General features: G+C 38.5%; 17 protein-coding genes and 1 rRNA gene. All 18 read left to right on the top strand.

All coding sequences use genetic code 11. The features are described 5' to 3' along the window. Positions 1 to 24: 24 nt before the first annotated feature. Entirely contained in the window at positions 25 to 762 is a 738-nt protein-coding gene (locus EM808_RS26460; protein WP_127742514.1) for a vWA domain-containing protein, read from the top strand. After that, positions 734 to 1,744 (top strand): protein kinase domain-containing protein, encoded by a 1,011-nt coding sequence (locus tag EM808_RS26455; RefSeq protein WP_127742589.1) that lies wholly within the window; start codon positions 734 to 736, stop codon positions 1,742 to 1,744. Before EM808_RS26460 ends, EM808_RS26455 begins: the two co-directional genes overlap by 29 nt. A 138-nt stretch (positions 1,745 to 1,882) precedes the next feature. Next, positions 1,883 to 3,268: a tRNA lysidine(34) synthetase TilS gene (gene tilS, locus EM808_RS26450; protein ID WP_127742512.1), complete on the top strand. Its 1,386-nt coding sequence runs from the start codon at positions 1,883 to 1,885 to the stop codon at positions 3,266 to 3,268. 22 nt (positions 3,269 to 3,290) lie between these two features. Beyond that, complete coding sequence (gene hpt / locus EM808_RS26445; RefSeq protein ID WP_127742510.1) at positions 3,291 to 3,839, top strand: hypoxanthine phosphoribosyltransferase; 549 nt, start codon at positions 3,291 to 3,293, stop codon at positions 3,837 to 3,839. A gap of 107 nt (positions 3,840 to 3,946) precedes the next feature. Continuing rightward, positions 3,947 to 5,866 carry an ATP-dependent zinc metalloprotease FtsH gene (ftsH, locus tag EM808_RS26440; protein WP_127742508.1) on the top strand — a complete coding sequence of 640 codons (1,920 nt, stop codon included), beginning with the start codon at positions 3,947 to 3,949 and terminating at the stop codon, positions 5,864 to 5,866. Positions 5,867 to 6,063: 197 nt separating this feature from the next. Then, the gene (locus EM808_RS26435; RefSeq protein WP_127742506.1) at positions 6,064 to 6,837 is read left to right on the top strand and encodes a type III pantothenate kinase; all 774 of its coding nucleotides are present in this window, start codon (positions 6,064 to 6,066) and stop codon (positions 6,835 to 6,837) included. Between the two features lie 42 nt (positions 6,838 to 6,879). Then, positions 6,880 to 7,758, top strand: coding sequence for an Hsp33 family molecular chaperone HslO (gene hslO / locus EM808_RS26430; RefSeq protein ID WP_127742504.1), 879 nt, complete (start codon positions 6,880 to 6,882; stop codon positions 7,756 to 7,758). A gap of 192 nt (positions 7,759 to 7,950) precedes the next feature. After that, the gene (cysK, locus tag EM808_RS26425) at positions 7,951 to 8,883 is read left to right on the top strand and encodes a cysteine synthase A (protein WP_127742502.1); all 933 of its coding nucleotides are present in this window, start codon (positions 7,951 to 7,953) and stop codon (positions 8,881 to 8,883) included. Positions 8,884 to 8,998: 115 nt separating this feature from the next. Next, a complete protein-coding gene (locus tag EM808_RS26420; RefSeq protein WP_127742500.1) occupies positions 8,999 to 10,396 on the top strand; it encodes an anthranilate synthase component I family protein in 1,398 nt (465 codons plus the stop codon). Between the two features lie 9 nt (positions 10,397 to 10,405). Then, positions 10,406 to 10,990, top strand: coding sequence for an aminodeoxychorismate/anthranilate synthase component II (gene pabA, locus EM808_RS26415; protein WP_127742587.1), 585 nt, complete (start codon positions 10,406 to 10,408; stop codon positions 10,988 to 10,990). Positions 10,991 to 10,992: 2 nt separating this feature from the next. Next, on the top strand, positions 10,993 to 11,862 hold the full coding sequence (gene pabC / locus EM808_RS26410; protein WP_127742498.1) for an aminodeoxychorismate lyase: 870 nt from the start codon (positions 10,993 to 10,995) through the stop codon (positions 11,860 to 11,862). Position 11,863: 1 nt separating this feature from the next. Next, positions 11,864 to 12,694 carry a dihydropteroate synthase gene (folP, locus tag EM808_RS26405; protein WP_127742496.1) on the top strand — a complete coding sequence of 277 codons (831 nt, stop codon included), beginning with the start codon at positions 11,864 to 11,866 and terminating at the stop codon, positions 12,692 to 12,694. Beyond that, a complete protein-coding gene (folB, locus tag EM808_RS26400) occupies positions 12,687 to 13,046 on the top strand; it encodes a dihydroneopterin aldolase (protein ID WP_127742494.1) in 360 nt (119 codons plus the stop codon). Before folP ends, folB begins: the two co-directional genes overlap by 8 nt. Beyond that, positions 13,046 to 13,576 (top strand): 2-amino-4-hydroxy-6-hydroxymethyldihydropteridine diphosphokinase, encoded by a 531-nt coding sequence (folK, locus tag EM808_RS26395; RefSeq protein WP_127742492.1) that lies wholly within the window; start codon positions 13,046 to 13,048, stop codon positions 13,574 to 13,576. Before folB ends, folK begins: the two co-directional genes overlap by 1 nt. Beyond that, positions 13,525 to 13,740 carry a helix-turn-helix domain-containing protein gene (locus EM808_RS26390; RefSeq protein WP_127742490.1) on the top strand — a complete coding sequence of 72 codons (216 nt, stop codon included), beginning with the start codon at positions 13,525 to 13,527 and terminating at the stop codon, positions 13,738 to 13,740. Before folK ends, EM808_RS26390 begins: the two co-directional genes overlap by 52 nt. A 20-nt stretch (positions 13,741 to 13,760) precedes the next feature. Beyond that, on the top strand, positions 13,761 to 14,753 hold the full coding sequence (dusB, locus tag EM808_RS26385) for a tRNA dihydrouridine synthase DusB (RefSeq protein WP_127742488.1): 993 nt from the start codon (positions 13,761 to 13,763) through the stop codon (positions 14,751 to 14,753). Positions 14,754 to 14,933: 180 nt separating this feature from the next. Beyond that, the gene (lysS, locus tag EM808_RS26380) at positions 14,934 to 16,427 is read left to right on the top strand and encodes a lysine--tRNA ligase (RefSeq protein WP_127742486.1); all 1,494 of its coding nucleotides are present in this window, start codon (positions 14,934 to 14,936) and stop codon (positions 16,425 to 16,427) included. A 398-nt stretch (positions 16,428 to 16,825) separates the two neighbouring features. Continuing rightward, a 16S ribosomal RNA gene (locus tag EM808_RS26375) occupies positions 16,826 to 16,904 on the top strand; the annotation flags it as partial.

Genomic DNA, 16,904 nt, shown 5'->3' with positions numbered 1-16,904 from the left:
TCATTGAGATGGAGGGGAGAAACAATGAAGACAGGTACATTAAAGCAAATTTTGCTCATTACAGATGGTTGCTCCAATCAAGGGAATGACCCTATTGCGATGGCTGCCTTAGCAAATGAACAAGGTATTACAGTAAATGTAATCGGTGTGATGGAAAAGGATATCATTGATGATCGCGGATTAAAGGAAATTGAGGAGATTGCTCTTTCTGGTGGTGGCGTAAGCCAAGTCGTTTATGCACAGCAGCTTGCTCAAACAGTTCAGATGGTAACAAAAAAAGCGATGACGCAAACCTTGCAGGGAGTTGTAAATAAAGAATTACAGCAAATATTAGGAAGTGCAAGCAAGGTGGAGGATTTGCCCCCGGAAAAAAGAGGAGAAGTGATGGAGGTTGTGGATGAGCTCGGCGAAACGGTTGAACTAGAAGTACTTGTTTTAGTTGATACTAGTGCAAGCATGAAGCATAAGCTCCCAACAGTTAAAGAAGCACTGATTGATTTATCTTTAAGCTTGAATGCAAGGTCAGGTGAAAACAGGTATTCTGTGTTCGTATTTCCCGGGAAAAAGAAAGATGTCGAAAAAATGCTTGATTGGACTCCACGTCTAGAATCATTAACTAGTATTTTCTCTAAGCTTACAACGGGAGGCATTACTCCTACAGGTCCTGCTTTAAAGGAAGCTATCCAATACTTTAAGCAAAAACGTTCATTAAGGAGTCTGATTAGACGTGACGATGATGAATTCTATGAAGAGTCCATTTAAGATAAATCGTGGAACGGTAATTAGAGGGAAATGGCATAAAAAGGAATATACTATTATTAAAGAGCTTGGTTTTGGCGCGAATGGCACAGTTTTTCTTGCAGATTCCAGTCTCGGAAAAGTGGCTTTAAAGCTAAGTGACAATGGCATGTCCATTATTTCAGAGGTAAATGTATTGAAATCTTTTGCTAAGGTCCAAGGTTACAGCCTTGGACCTTCTTTAATAGATGTTGATGATTGGAACACAACAAGCGGCACTATTTCTTTTTATGTCATGGAGTATATAAACGGTCCTAATCTTCTATCCTTTATCGAGAACAGGGATGATTCATGGATTAATGTGCTAATGATTCAGCTTTTAAAGGATTTGCAGGTGCTACATGAAAATAACTGGGTATTTGGTGACTTAAAGCCCGAGAACTTAATTATTAATGGGCCGCCAACAAGAATAAGATGCATTGACGTTGGCGGTACTACAATTACTGGAAGAGCAATCAAGGAATTTACAGAGTTTTATGATCGTGGCTATTGGGGACTCGGTTCAAGAAAGGCAGAACCTTCGTATGACCTGTTTGCGGTTGCTATGATTATGATAAATATCTATTATCCTAACAGATTCAACAAAGTAGAAGGAGGTCTTAAACAGCTTCAAATAATGATTCAAAAAAAACGGGAGCTAGTGCAATATGAAAACGTGCTTATAAAGGCACTGACAGGCCGTTATAGAAGTGCTGTTGAAATGAGAAAGGAATTAATACAGCTTTCAAGCGGAAACGAAACTAGGACAGCATGTAGGACAAGCACAAATACAGCAATTAGAACGAAATCCCCTGCTGTTAGTACTAGTGGAACAAAGGGAAGGGTGCAAGCTCAACAAGGAAAGAGAACGAAAAAGAAAAAAAGGACTGGCTATCTGGAATCTATTCTTTTAATCGTTGTCATATCACTATTGTATATTGTATATATTTATGGACAATTGACCTGATATAAGTCTGATGAAAGTAGGGAAAGCACTTGGTGTTACATTCTCAAAAATGTTATTCTTACATAAGCAGACTGCATACATAAAAAGGTCATAAGAAGTTACTATGCAGAATAGTGATAAATTAAGGAAGTATTTTTTATGTTAGAAGAAAAGGTAGAAGAGTATTTACGAAAAAAAGGAATAGTTCTAAGTGGGAAAAAAGTTTTGGTAGGCGTATCTGGAGGACCTGATTCCCTTGCCCTTCTCCATTTCCTATGGAGCAGGGAGTCGACTTGGAATATTAGTGTGATTGCTGCCCATGTGGATCATATGTTCAGAGGGGAGGAATCGCTGGAAGAGGCAAAATTTGTTGAAGATTTTTGCAAAGATAGGTCTATCCCTATCAAGTGGAAACAAATTAATATGCCGGCAATAATAGAGGAAACAGGAAGAAACGGTCAAATGACATCAAGAGAGTACCGTTATGCATTCTACAAGGAAGTAATGGATGAATACGAGATTCCTTTCCTTGCTCTTGGACATCATGGAGATGATCAGGTGGAAACGATTTTGATGCGCTTGACTAGAGGTAGCAGTGCCAAGGCTAGAGCTGGAATACCTTTCAGCCGTCCGTTTGGGCCAGGAAGTTTATTTAGGCCATTTTTATGTTTAGAAAAACAGGAAATAGAGGAATACTGTAATAAGTATATGCTTTTCCCTAGAAGAGATCCGAGTAATGATAAGGAAGTCTACAGCAGGAATAGATTTCGAAAGCATGTTCTTCCATTTTTGAAAAAAGAGAACCCAAATGCCACAGCGCATTTTCAACGGTTTAGCGAAGAAGCGGCCGAGGATGAGGCTTTTTTAATGGAGGCAACAAAAACCATTTGGGATCAAGTTGTAAAGAATCAGAAGGAAAATGAAATAACCATTGACATTGAAGCATTTCTCTCAATAGCTATTTCTTTACAAAGAAGATGTATTCATCTAATATTAAATTATCTCTATAAAGAGAAGATATCTTCATTATCCGCCATACATACTAACCAAATAATTACATTATTTCAAAATCCACATTCTTCCGGAAAAATTGATCTCCCAGAAGGTTTGAAGGTAGTCAAATCCTACAATTTGGCACACTTTCAATTAAACATTTCTCCAAATGCACCCTTTTATTATGAAATTTTAAAAACGGGAGAGATATTATTACCAAATGGGTATTATATTAGGGTAGAATATACTAGCAACACTCTATATGCGACTGAAGATGCTATTATAGTCGATTCTGATTTAATTACATTACCTATTGTTATAAGAACAAGGAGGAATGGAGACAGGATAAAAGTTAGAGGAATGGATGGGATGAAGAAAGTAAAGAGTATATTCATCGATGCAAAGATTCCTCTGCAAGAGAGAGACAGCTGGCCAATTGTTACAGATGGGAACGATAACATTTTATGGCTCCCAGGTTTAAAAAAATCTGTTTATTCTTTAAAGCAGGCGAATAGTGGTTATAATCTATTAATAACATATAAAAAGCAATGATCTTCTAGGGGGCACACAAGCAATGAAACATGATATTGAAAAAATATTGATTTCTGAGGGAGAATTACAAAGCAAGATTAAAGACCTTGGACAACAATTGACAGAGGACTACAAGGATAAGTTTCCTTTGGCTATTGGGGTGCTTAAAGGGGCAATGCCATTTATGGCTGACCTTTTAAAACGCATGGATACATATCTTGAAATGGATTTCATGGATGTATCAAGCTATGGAAATTCCACTGTTTCTTCAGGTGAGGTAAAAATCCTTAAGGATTTGGATACTTCTGTTGAGGGTAGAGATATCCTTATTCTTGAAGACATCATTGACAGCGGTTTGACATTGAGCTATCTTGTTGAACTATTCCGCTATCGCAAAGCAAAATCAATCAAGATTGTGACACTGCTTGATAAGCCTTCTGGAAGGAAAGTAGATTTACAAGCTGATTACATTGGTTTTATCGTCCCAGATGAATTTGTAGTTGGTTACGGTCTGGATTATGCAGAAAGATACCGCAATTTGCCTTATATCGGCGTTTTAAAACCAGAAGTTTATACTAACACTAACGAGTAAGTGGAGTAACTGGGAAGTTTCGTTTTCAAGAGGGTAATTTCTTGAATTTACACAATTTTCTATGTTACTATACAATATAGTTTGTTTACCGTGGGAGGAGGTAAGGGATGAACCGTATTTTCCGTAATACCATCTTTTATTTATTGATATTTTTAGTAATTATTGGTGTGGTAAGTTTCTTTAATGGAAATAACGAACCAACCAAGCAATTATCGTATACCGAGCTGATTGAGCACCTTGAAGCAGGTGATGTCAGTTCCATTACACAGCAACCAGAACGAGGCGTTTTAGAATTACGAGGACAGCTAGATTCTTACAGTAAGGACGAATACTTCGTATCCTATGTAACGAATAATGAAACTGTTCAAAACCGTATTGATAAAGCGGCTACAGAAGGATCAAAAATTGATGTCCTTCCTGCACAAGAAACAAGCAGCTGGGTGACATTCTTTACTTCTATTATTCCTTTTGTCATTATATTCATCTTGTTCTTCTTCTTGCTTAACCAAGCTCAAGGCGGCGGCAGCCGTGTTATGAACTTCGGTAAGAGCAAAGCGAAGCTTTATAATGAAGAGAAGAAGAAAGTCCGTTTTAAAGATGTAGCAGGAGCGGATGAAGAGAAGCAAGAGCTAGTGGAAGTTGTAGAATTCCTGAAAGATCCAAGGAAATTTGCTGAGTTAGGCGCAAGAATTCCTAAGGGTGTCCTTCTTAATGGACCTCCAGGAACAGGTAAAACATTGCTTGCAAGAGCAGTAGCAGGTGAAGCAGGCGTTCCATTCTTCTCCATCAGCGGATCTGACTTTGTAGAAATGTTTGTAGGGGTCGGTGCATCTCGTGTACGTGACCTATTTGAAACAGCGAAAAAGAATGCACCATGTATTATCTTTATAGATGAGATTGATGCTGTAGGGCGTCAGCGTGGAGCAGGTCTTGGCGGAGGCCATGACGAGCGTGAACAAACTTTGAACCAGCTATTGGTTGAAATGGACGGGTTTGGTGCAAATGAAGGGATAATCATTATCGCTGCAACTAACCGACCGGACATTCTTGACCCAGCGTTATTACGTCCAGGCCGATTTGACCGTCAGATCACTGTTGACAGACCTGATGTAACAGGCCGTGAAGCTGTATTACGTGTACATGCTCGCAATAAGCCATTAGATTCATCTGTTGACTTAAAGAGTATTGCAATGCGTACACCAGGTTTCTCAGGTGCAGACTTGGAAAACCTATTGAATGAAGCAGCACTTGTTGCTGCAAGATCAGATAAGAAAAAGATTGATATGGAAGATATGGATGAGGCGACAGATCGTGTTATCGCTGGTCCATCTAAGAAAAGCCGTGTCATCTCTAAAAAGGAAAGAAACATTGTTGCCTATCATGAAGCTGGTCATACAATCATTGGGGTTGTTCTTGATGAAGCAGATATGGTACACAAGGTTACTATCGTACCAAGGGGGCAAGCTGGAGGATATGCAGTAATGCTTCCTAAAGAAGATCGCTTCCTAATGACTAAGAAAGAGTTATTAGATAAGATTACTGGTCTGCTTGGTGGTCGTGTGGCAGAAGACATCGTCTTTGGCGAAGTCAGCACTGGTGCACATAATGACTTCCAAAGAGCAACAAATATTGCACGCAAAATGGTTACTGAATATGGAATGAGTGAAAAGCTAGGACCACTTCAGTTTGGCCAAGCGCAAGGAGGCCAAGTGTTCCTTGGTAGAGATTTGAATAATGAGCAAAACTATTCAGATGCTATTGCTTACGATATTGACCAGGAAATTCAACGCATCATTAAAGAGAGCTATGAAAGAGCGAAAACGATCTTAACTGAAAACAGGGAAAAACTAAACTTGATTGCTGAAACATTGTTAGAAATCGAAACATTGGATGCAGAGCAAATCAACAGCCTTTATAAGGATGGAGTTCTTCCAGATCGTACAAAAAAAGCTGACTCTTTCACTAATGATGATGTGAAAGTTAACATCAACATGAAAAAAGAAGATGAAGAGCCTAAACAAGATTAATCGTCAGTGATTGGGCTGTTACAAAAAGGGATGCACATGGTGCATCCCTTTTTTTTACTTTGCCTGAGGTCATTGGATTTCACTTACAAATGCTCGTATGTTATGATATTTAGTGCTGATAATCCATACATCTATTGAAGGCAGCCGCTGCTTAAATAGATGATGTTTGAAGAATACTAAAAAAGTGGTGACTGACTTTGATTTTTGTTTTTGATATTGGGAATACAAATATGGTACTTGGAGTATATGATGGCGATAAATTGACTCAACATTGGAGAATTGAGACAAACAGATTTAAAACAGAGGATGAGTATGGCATGATTATTAAGTCCCTGTTTGACCATGTTGGTTTGAAGTTCTCGGATATTGATGGGATTATCATTTCATCTGTAGTTCCTCCTATCATGTTCTCTTTAGAGAGAATGTGCCAGAAGTACTTTAATATTAAGCCTTTAGTGGTGGGTCCTGGAACGAAAACAGGATTAAACATTAAATATGATAATCCAAAAGAGGTTGGTGCTGACAGAATAGTGAATGCAGTTGCAGCTATTCATGAATACGGCAGCCCGTTAATTGTTGTAGATTTTGGTACAGCAACAACTTTTTGTTATATAAACGAACATAAGCAATATATGGGTGGAGCAATTGCACCTGGCATTAATATTGCGACAGAAGCGCTTTATTCAAAGGCTGCTAAGCTGCCAAGAATAGAGATTGCCCGACCTGATGGAGTCGTTGGTAAAAATACAGTATCGGCAATGCAATCCGGGATATTATATGGATATGTAGGACAAGTTGAGGGTATTGTAAAAAGAATGAAAGAACAGAGCAAGGAAAACCCGAAAGTAATTGCAACTGGAGGTTTAGCTAACCTTATTAGTCAAGAATCGAGTGCGATTGACATGGTAGATCCATTTTTAACATTAAAGGGGCTACAGCTTATATATAAAAAGAACAAAGAAAGCAAATAACACTATATTGCTGGGAGAAGATAATAAGAAAAGGGGTATTTTATGAGTGACTATTTAGTAAAGGCATTAGCTTTTAATGACCAAGTGCGTGCATATGCTGTAAAAAGCACAGAGACAGTTGCAGAAGCACAGCGCAGACATTACACATGGCCGACTGCATCTGCTGCGTTAGGGAGAACATTGTCTGCAACAGTAATGCTGGGAGCGATGCTAAAGGGTGATCAAAAATTAACTGTAAAAGTTGATGGTGGCGGACCTATAGGAGCGATTTTGGCTGATGGTAACGCAAAGGGTGAAGTGAGAGGTTACGTAACAAACCCACAAACACATTTTGACCTTAATGAAAACGGAAAACTAGATGTAAGAAGAGCTGTCGGGACAGAGGGAACACTTTCTGTTGTGAAGGACATTGGCATGCGTGACTACTTTACTGGCCAAGTGCCGATTGTTTCTGGTGAGCTAGGGGATGATTTCACCTACTACTTAGTAACTTCCGAGCAAGTGCCATCATCTGTTGGTGTTGGAGTGCTTGTAAATCCTGATAATTCAATTCTTGCTGCTGGGGGTTTTATCATTCAGCTTTTACCAGGCACAGATGACGAAACAATCACGAAAATTGAGCAGAGATTACAACAAATACCGCCAATTTCAAAATTAATTCAAAGAGGCCTTACTCCAGAGGAAATCCTTGAAGAGATATTCGAAAAGGATAATTTGAAGATTATTGAAACAATGCCGGTTTCCTTTACATGTACATGCTCTAAAGAACGATTTACTAATGCAATAATCAGTTTAGGTAAAGCAGAGCTAGAAGATATGATAGCAACAGATGAAAAGGCTGAAGCACACTGTCATTTCTGTAATGAAAAATACCTATTCTCTAAAGAGGAACTAGAAGAGCTACTTGAAGAAGCGAAGTGAAGATAAGAGCCAAGTGCCAAAGTGCACAGGCTCTTTTTTTCTGTGTTATCGTTAGATTTTTACAGCAAATAGTCCATTTGGGTTTTTTCAGAAAATAAGAACAAATCAATTGACAAAATAGGCATTCATTGATAAATTAATAATACAATACCAATTAATATACTCGGATTAAAGATAAGGGAGAGATTAAGAATGACTCGTATTGCTAACTCAATTGTAGATTTAATAGGTCAAACTCCTATTGTGAAATTAAACCGTTTAACAGATGAATCAAGTGCAGATGTATACCTTAAATTAGAATATATGAATCCTGGGAGCAGTGTTAAAGACCGTATTGCTCTAGCAATGATAGAAGCAGCTGAAAAGAGCGGTGACTTGAAGCCGGAAAGTACAATTATTGAACCTACTAGTGGTAACACTGGGATTGGTCTAGCAATGGTTGCTGCAGCAAAGGGTTATAAGTCAATCCTTGTAATGCCTGAAACAATGAGTTTAGAACGCCGTAACTTGCTACGAGCATACGGTGCTGAACTAGTATTGACACCAGGTCCTGAGGGCATGGGCGGTGCTATCCGCAAAGCAGAAGAATTAGCTAAGGAAAATGGTTATTTCCTTCCACAGCAGTTCAAGAACGCATCTAATCCAGAAGTTCATAGAAACACTACTGGACCAGAAATCGTTGCAGCTTTTGGTGATGATAGCGTTGATGCATTTATCGCTGGAATTGGAACTGGCGGAACAATTACGGGTGCCGGGGAAGTTCTGAAAGAAAAGTATAATGATATTAAAATATATGCAGTGGAACCAACGGATTCCCCAGTTTTATCTGGTGGAAAACCTGGTCCACACAAAATCCAAGGAATTGGAGCAGGCTTCGTTCCGGAAATCCTAAACAGCGAAGTTTATGATGATATCATCCAAGTAACAACAGAACAAGCGTTCGAGTATGCTAGAAAAGCAGGTAAAGAGGAAGGTATTCTTGGTGGAATCTCTTCTGGTGCTGCAATCTATGCTGCATTGAAGGTTGCTAAAGAGCTAGGCAAGGGTAAAAAAGTTGTAGCAGTTATTCCAAGTAACGGAGAACGTTATTTGAGCACAGCATTATATCAATTTGATGAAGAGTAATAAAAAAGAATAAAAGCGGCCTCCTTAGGCTGCTTTTTTTGTTGTCAATTTTTTTGGTTTTCCTTCAATTCATCATGTATGATGATAAAAGAGAATTCGAAGGAGCGATAGTGAAGTGAAAAAATATAAGGTTTTTAGCAGAAGTATAAGCATTTCATACGAACAGTTTTATGAACAGTTTATCCAGATGGCTCAGGAAGCGCAATATTATACCATTTTGGAAAGTGGAAGGGGTGGAAGATACAGTATTTCTGCAATGAACCCTATCGTCACAATGATTGGAAAGAATAATTCATTAGAAATAGCAGACATAGATGGTACAACGATAATTAAAGGCAATCCACTCCATTCCGTTAAAGAGAAGATGAAGGAATATGAAGTGGAGAGTAACCATGAGTCTCCTGAGTTTCAAGGAGGAGCAATTGGATTCATCAGCTATGATTATATTCGCTATATCGAAGAACTTCCAAATCTGGCAACAGATGATTTAGAAACGCCAGATGTTTTCTTCATGCTCTTTGACAATTGGTATGTTTATGATTTGCAGGAAAATAAGTTATGGTTATCTATCCTTTACACAGACGAAAATATTACTGCTGCGAAGGATGGCATAGAGGCAGCAGTGGGGAAATTTCAAGAGCGGAAAGATTCCAAGCTTCAAGCGATAACGCCTGAAAAAACGGAGGGGCAACAAGTTTCTATAAAGGATAACGAGTTCCAGCAATCGGTTAGGAAGATACAAGATTATATTGCTCAGGGTGACGTTTTTCAAGTGAACCTATCTGTTCGGCAAATGAAGCCTTTGGGCGTATCAGCCTTGGATGTGTACAATCAACTGCGCATTCTGAATCCATCACCGTATATGGGGTATTTTCACACACCAGAATTTCAGCTTGTTTCTGGATCACCTGAACTGTTAGTGAAGAAAAAGGGCAATGAGATTAGTACACGTCCAATAGCGGGGACAAGATCAAGAGGTAAGGATAATCAGGAAGATCAAAGGCTTGCAGATGAACTGATCGGCAGTGAAAAAGAACGAGCAGAGCATGTCATGCTTGTTGACCTAGAGCGAAATGACCTAGGCAAGGTAAGTGAATACGGCTCCGTTGAAGTGAATGAATTCATGGCAATAGAAAAATATTCACATGTCATGCATATTGTATCAAATGTAAGAGGAAGGCTTGCTCCTGAGTGTGATGAATATGATTTAATAGACAGTATGTTTCCAGGAGGAACGATAACGGGAGCTCCGAAAATACGAACGATGGAAATTATTGAAGAGCTGGAGCCGGTCAGGAGAGGGCCATATACTGGTTCACTTGGCTGGATTGGATTTAATAACGATGTTGAATTAAACATCATGATTAGGACAATGCTCGTAAAGGATAATAAAGCATATGTACAAGCAGGAGCTGGTATAGTTATCGATTCTGTCCCGAGTAATGAATATAAGGAATCAATGAAAAAAGCCAGAGCTTTATGGAATGCAAAAGAGCTGGCAGAGGAGAAGTAGGTGGAAAAAATGATATACATGATCGATAACTATGATTCATTTACGTATAATCTAGTGCAATATTTAGGCTCATTAGGGAAGGAACTGACCGTCAGCCGTAATGATAAGACTTCTATTGAAGAGATAAGAAGGAAACAGCCGGAGTATTTAATGATATCACCAGGGCCGTGTACACCAAATGAAGCAGGGATAAGTCTGGAGGCGATTAGTACTTTTGCTGGAGAGCTTCCTATTTTCGGAGTTTGTTTAGGTCATCAGGCGATTGCTCAAGTGTTCGGTGGCACAGTAATTCAAGCTGAAAATTTAATGCATGGAAAAACATCACTTATCCATCATGATAATAAAACAATATTCCGGGGACTACCAAATCCTTTCCCTGCAACAAGATATCATTCTCTTATTGTAGAGATGCACTCCTTGCCTGATTGTTTAGAGGTATCTGCTTGGACTGATGCAGGGGAAATTATGGGCTTACGCCATAAAGAGTTGCCTGTTGAGGCCGTCCAATTTCATCCTGAATCAATTATGACAACTGCAGGTATGGAGCTTTTGTCTAACTTTGTGGAGCTATATAAAAAAGGGGATGTATCCTGACCGTGTATATTTATATAAATGGAGAAATCCTCCCTAAGGAAAAGGCATATGTATCTGTTTTTGATCATGGGTTTATGTATGGAGTCGGATTGTTTGAGACATTTCGAACATATAACAAACATCCGTTCCTATTAGACAGCCATTTAGAGCGGTTAAATAAGGGGCTCGGACAGTTGAACATTACCCGCAGGTTTCAAAGGGAAGAAATAAATGCTATTATCCAGCGATTATTAACAGAAAACAGACTGGAGAATGCATATATTCGATTTAATGTTTCTGCAGGAATAGGAGAAATAGGACTTCAAACAACTCCCTATAATGATTCAAACGTTATAATGTATATGAAACCATTACAAACAACAGAAAAACTGACAGAGAAAAACGCGGACTGGCTGAAGATAAACAGAAATACACCTGAGGGTAGTGAAAGGCTTAAGTCACACCATTATTTAAATAATCTTTTAGCGAAAAGAGAAATTGGTGATGATGTTCTGACGGAAGGGATTTTTCTGACAAAAGAGGGCTATGTGGCTGAAGGGATAACATCTAATCTTTTTTGGATAAAAGATAAGTTCTTATATACACCAAGTTTGGAAACGGGAATATTGAACGGAATCACTAGACAATATATCCTTGCGCAAGCAAACCGGACAGGCTTAGAGGTAAGAGAGGGGCTTTATTTTCCTGATGAGCTGTTACAGGCAGATGAGGTTTTTGCCACAAACTCCATTCAGGAAATCATTCCAATCAAAAGTATTGGGTTGAACAATTATAAAGGAGCAGAAGGCCAAATGGTACAAATGCTTCATAAGGAATACAAAAAAAGCTGTTCGACATTATGGTCAATTGCTGAGCTTGGAGGTATTAGGTGAAATGAAGGAAATACATTGTGGAAAATATAGACTTCCCTTTAATGAAAAAACACTAATTATGGGGATATTGAATGTTAATCCAGATTCTTTTTCAGATGGAGGAAAGTATAATAATCTGGATAAGGCATTGAAGCATGCAGTGGAAATGGTAGAAAACGGTGCTGATATTTTAGATATTGGCGGGGAATCAACAAGACCAGGATACATCGAGATAACAGCAGAAGAAGAAATAGAGCGGGTTGTTCCTATTATTGAGTTACTCTCAAAGGAAGTGGATGTTCCTATCTCTATTGATACATATAAGGCAAGTGTAGCAAGGTCAGCTATGGCAGCAGGAGCACATATCATTAATGATATATGGGGGGCAAAACGGGAGCCGGAAATTGCTACTGTAGCAGCGGATTATGATGCGCCGATTATTCTTATGCATAATCGCAATGACCAGGACTATCAGTCATTCATAGATGATGTACTTGCTGACATGAAAGAAAGCATTAATATTTCTCTCAAGGCTGGAGTAAATAAAGATAAGATCATTCTTGACCCAGGAATAGGATTTGCTAAGAACTTAACAACTAACCTAGAAATGATGCGGAACTTGGACAAGCTTGTAGCGTTAGGTTATCCTGTTCTGCTTGGTACTTCCAAAAAATCTATGATCGGTAATGTTCTAGATTTGCCAGTATCAGAAAGAATGGAAGGAACGGGAGCTACAGTATGCTTCGGTATACAAAAGGGCTGCCAAATTATTCGAGTTCATGATGTCAAGGAAATGACAAGAATGGCTCGCATGATGGATGCTTTAATGGGAAAGGGGCAGTACAGTGGATAAGATAGCATTAAACAAGATGGAATTCTATGGCTATCATGGGGTTTTTCAAGAGGAAACAAAACTAGGGCAAAGGTTTATCATTGATTTAGAAGTAGAGGCAGATTTACAACAAGCAGGCACAACGGATAACCTGGAGTATTCCATTAATTATGGGCAGCTTTATTTTGATGTTAAGGAAATTGTAGAAGGTGAACCGCTCAAATTAATTGAAGCTGTCGCTGAAGCAATAGCTAAAAAAATGCTGAACAGCTACAATCGAATTCAAAGTGTAATGGTTCGTGTTATTAAGCCCGATCCACCTATTCCTGGTCATTATCAATCTGTTTCTGTTGAGATATTGAGGAAACGTTAATGAGTAACACTGCATATTTATCATTAGGTTCAAATATAGGTGAACGGCTACAAAACTTAAGAGAAGCTGTGCTTATGCTAGAAAAGAATGAAAGCATAGAAGTGGTAAGTGTTTCCTCCATTTATGAAACTGATCCTGTAGGGTTTGAGGAACAGGAAATGTTTTTGAATATAGCTGTACAAGTAAGGACTTCTCTCTCCCCATTTGATTTATTAGGGGCTTGCCAAGATATTGAACAAAGGCTTGGAAGGAAAAGGATATTAAGATGGGGGCCTCGAACAATAGACCTTGACATTTTATTGTTTAATCACGAAAATATAGAATCAGAGAAACTAATTATTCCACATCCAAGAATGGAGGAGCGGGCGTTTGTGTTAATTCCGCTTATAGAGATAGCTCCTTTCGTGAAGGTACCGAATAAATCAACGCATTTAAAAGAAAGTCTAGAGCTTTTGCATGATAAAGAAGGAGTAAGAGTATGGAGACATCAGAAAAATGGGGAAGACGTATTCGAGCTTTTCGAAAACTAAAAGGATATACACAAGAGAAATTGGCGAAAGAACTGCTTGTGTCTGTATCGATATTGGGAGAAATAGAAAGAGGAAACAGGGTTCCCTCTGATGAGATTATTGACTCAATCGTTAGAGTTTTAAATATAAGCAGAGAAGAGTTAGATCCAAATGTTAATAGGTAATGCAAGAAGGAGGTAATTGTTTGTTTAAGATTGGCAATGTTGAGATGAAAAACCGTGTTGTTTTAGCGCCGATGGCAGGAATATCAAACTCGGCATTTCGCTTAACAGTGAAGGAATTCGGTGCTGGCTTGGTTTGTGCAGAAATGATCAGTGATAAAGGGATTGTTTCGAAAAACCAAAAGACTATGAACATGTTATATATAGATGAACGAGAAAATCCTTTAAGCTTGCAAATATTCGGTGGTGAAAAGGATACATTAGTTGAAGCGGCTCGGTTTGTTGATAAGAATACTAATGCTGATATTATTGATATCAATATGGGCTGTCCTGTACCTAAAATTACGAAATGCGATGCAGGTGCAAAATGGCTTCTTGATCCAAATAAGATTTATGACATGGTTTCAGCTGTAGTTGAAGCGGTAGATAAGCCAGTTACAGTGAAAATGCGCATGGGCTGGGATGAAGAGCATATATATGCTGTGCGAAATGCCCAGGCAGTTGAGCGTGCCGGTGGTTCAGCAGTGTCCCTGCATGGCCGTACTCGAGTTCAGTTGTATGAAGGTCAAGCAAACTGGGACATTATTCGTGAGGTTAAGCAATCTATTAACATTCCGCTTATCGGGAATGGAGACGTGAACACGCCACAGGATGCTAAAAGAATGCTTGAAGAAACTGGTTGTGATGCAGTAATGATCGGCAGAGCTGCATTAGGTAATCCGTGGATGATTTATCAAACTGTGAACTACCTCGAAACAGGAGTGCTTTTGGAAGAGCCAACAGCACGTGAAAAAATAGATGTATGCATTCTTCATTTGGATCGTTTAATTAAATTGAAAAGTGAATATGTCGCCATTAGAGAAATGAGAAAGCATGCAGCATGGTATTTAAAGGGAATCCCTGGCAATGGGAAGGTGCGTAATGCTGTTAATGAATGTGAAACTCGTGAGCAGCTTGTTTCTGTATTAAATAGCTTAGTACCAGAAACGAAGGAAAAGGAAATACAAGTAGGATAATTACCTTATTTCTATTGCATATACCCGACTAAAAGGCTGCCGGTGAAAAAAACTGGCAGTTTTTTTTCTTTTTTAGTGTCTGTAGTTGTAACATTGTGTAGAATAATAAAGTATGTAATTAAAGTTACGGTTTCCTTATGGGTGTCATACATAAATAAAGATAGTGGAGATGATTTTAGTATGAGTCATGAAGAATTGAATTTAAATGACCAATTACAAGTAAGACGAAACAAAATGACTGATCTTCGTGATCAAGGTATAGATCCTTTCGGTAAAAGATTTGAGCGTACTCACTTATCACAGGAATTGAAAAGCCAATACGATTCTTTTACAAAGGAAGAGCTTGAGGAAAAAGGCATTCTCGTTTCTATTGCAGGAAGAGTAATGACAAAAAGAGGTAAAGGTAAAGCAGGTTTTGCTCATATTCAAGACCTTGAAGGGCAAATACAGCTTTATGTAAGAAAAGATGCTGTTGGCGAGGAACAATATGCTATCTTTAATACTGTTGACTTAGGAGACATAGTTGGTGTAGAGGGAACTCTATTCAAAACGAATGTTGGTGAACTTTCTATAAAGGTTAAGGATTTCACATTGCTGACAAAAGCATTGCGTCCACTGCCAGATAAGTTCCACGGTCTGAAAGATATTGAGCAGCGTTACCGTCAGCGCTATCTTGATTTGATTTCAAGTGAAGAAAGTAAGCATACATTCATTCTTCGCAGTAAAATCATTCAATCTATGCGCAGATATTTGGATGACAACGGTTATCTAGAAGTAGAAACACCGATGATGCATTCAATTGCAGGCGGTGCATCTGCGCGTCCGTTTATTACACATCATAATGCATTAGATATGCCTTTATATATGCGTATCGCTATTGAACTTCATCTGAAAAGACTGATTGTCGGCGGTATGGAGAAGGTTTATGAAATTGGACGTGTATTTAGAAATGAAGGGGTTTCTACAAGACATAACCCTGAGTTTACGATGATTGAACTTTATGAGGCATATGCAGACTATCGTGATATTATGAGTCTGACAGAAAACCTTGTAGCGCATATCGCTCAAGAAATACATGGAACAACTACAATACCATATGGTGAATACGAAGTTAATCTAAAACCAGAGTGGACAAGACTGCATATGGTTGATGCAATTAAACAATATACTGGTGTTGATTTCTGGCCACATATGACAGTTGAGGAAGCTAGAAAATTAGCTAAAGAAAATAATATAGAAATTAATGATAATATGACTTACGGACATATTGTCAATGAGTTCTTTGAGCAAAGAGTAGAGGAAAAGCTGATTCAGCCTACGTTTATTTATGGGCATCCGCTTGAAATCTCACCATTAGCGAAAAAGAATGATGAAGATTCACGCTTCACTGATCGTTTTGAATTGTTCATTGTAGGAAGAGAGCATGCAAATGCCTTTACTGAATTAAATGATCCAATCGATCAAAGAGAAAGATTCGAAGCTCAGGTGAAAGAGCGTGAGCAAGGAAATGATGAAGCGCATCTTATGGATGATGACTTTGTAGAGGCTCTTGAATATGGTATGCCTCCTACAGGTGGACTAGGAATCGGTATCGATAGACTAGTAATGCTTTTGACAAATGCACCATCAATCAGGGACGTACTATTATTCCCGTTAATGAGACATCGCTCATAATTGTTAAGCCCTGGAATGCACGGTCATTCCGGGGCTTTTAATTTAATGAAAACATTTAGGTTGTCTGTTGGTTTTAGACCAATTCTTCTGGGTAAAATGGAGATATAGTTATTAGAATATTTTTTCTTTAAAAAAATAGTTGCATCCTACTAAATACGGTGGTATATTTATATTCGTTGCTGAAACAAGACAGTAACGAAAATGAAAAATAAATTTAAAAAACTGTTGACTATATAAATGGCTTCTGGTAATATTAATAAAGTCGTCTGATAGCGGCAGATAATTGCTCTTTGAAAACTGAACAAACAAACGTCAACAATAATCGTTTTTATAACTTCGTTATAGAAACAAAAACAAGTAACAAAAGCTAGAGTTTAGCAATGAGCTAATCTTACTCTTTATCGGAGAGTTTGATCCTGGCTCAGGACGAACGCTGGCGGCGTGCCTAATACATGCAAGTCGAGCGGACTTAAAAAG

The organism is Niallia taxi, from assembly GCF_004005475.1.
Classification (GTDB): domain Bacteria; phylum Bacillota; class Bacilli; order Bacillales; family Cytobacillaceae; genus Niallia; species Niallia taxi.
The sequence above is the reverse complement of the archived record's forward strand: the minus strand, read 5'-3'. Positions and strand labels throughout refer to the sequence as shown.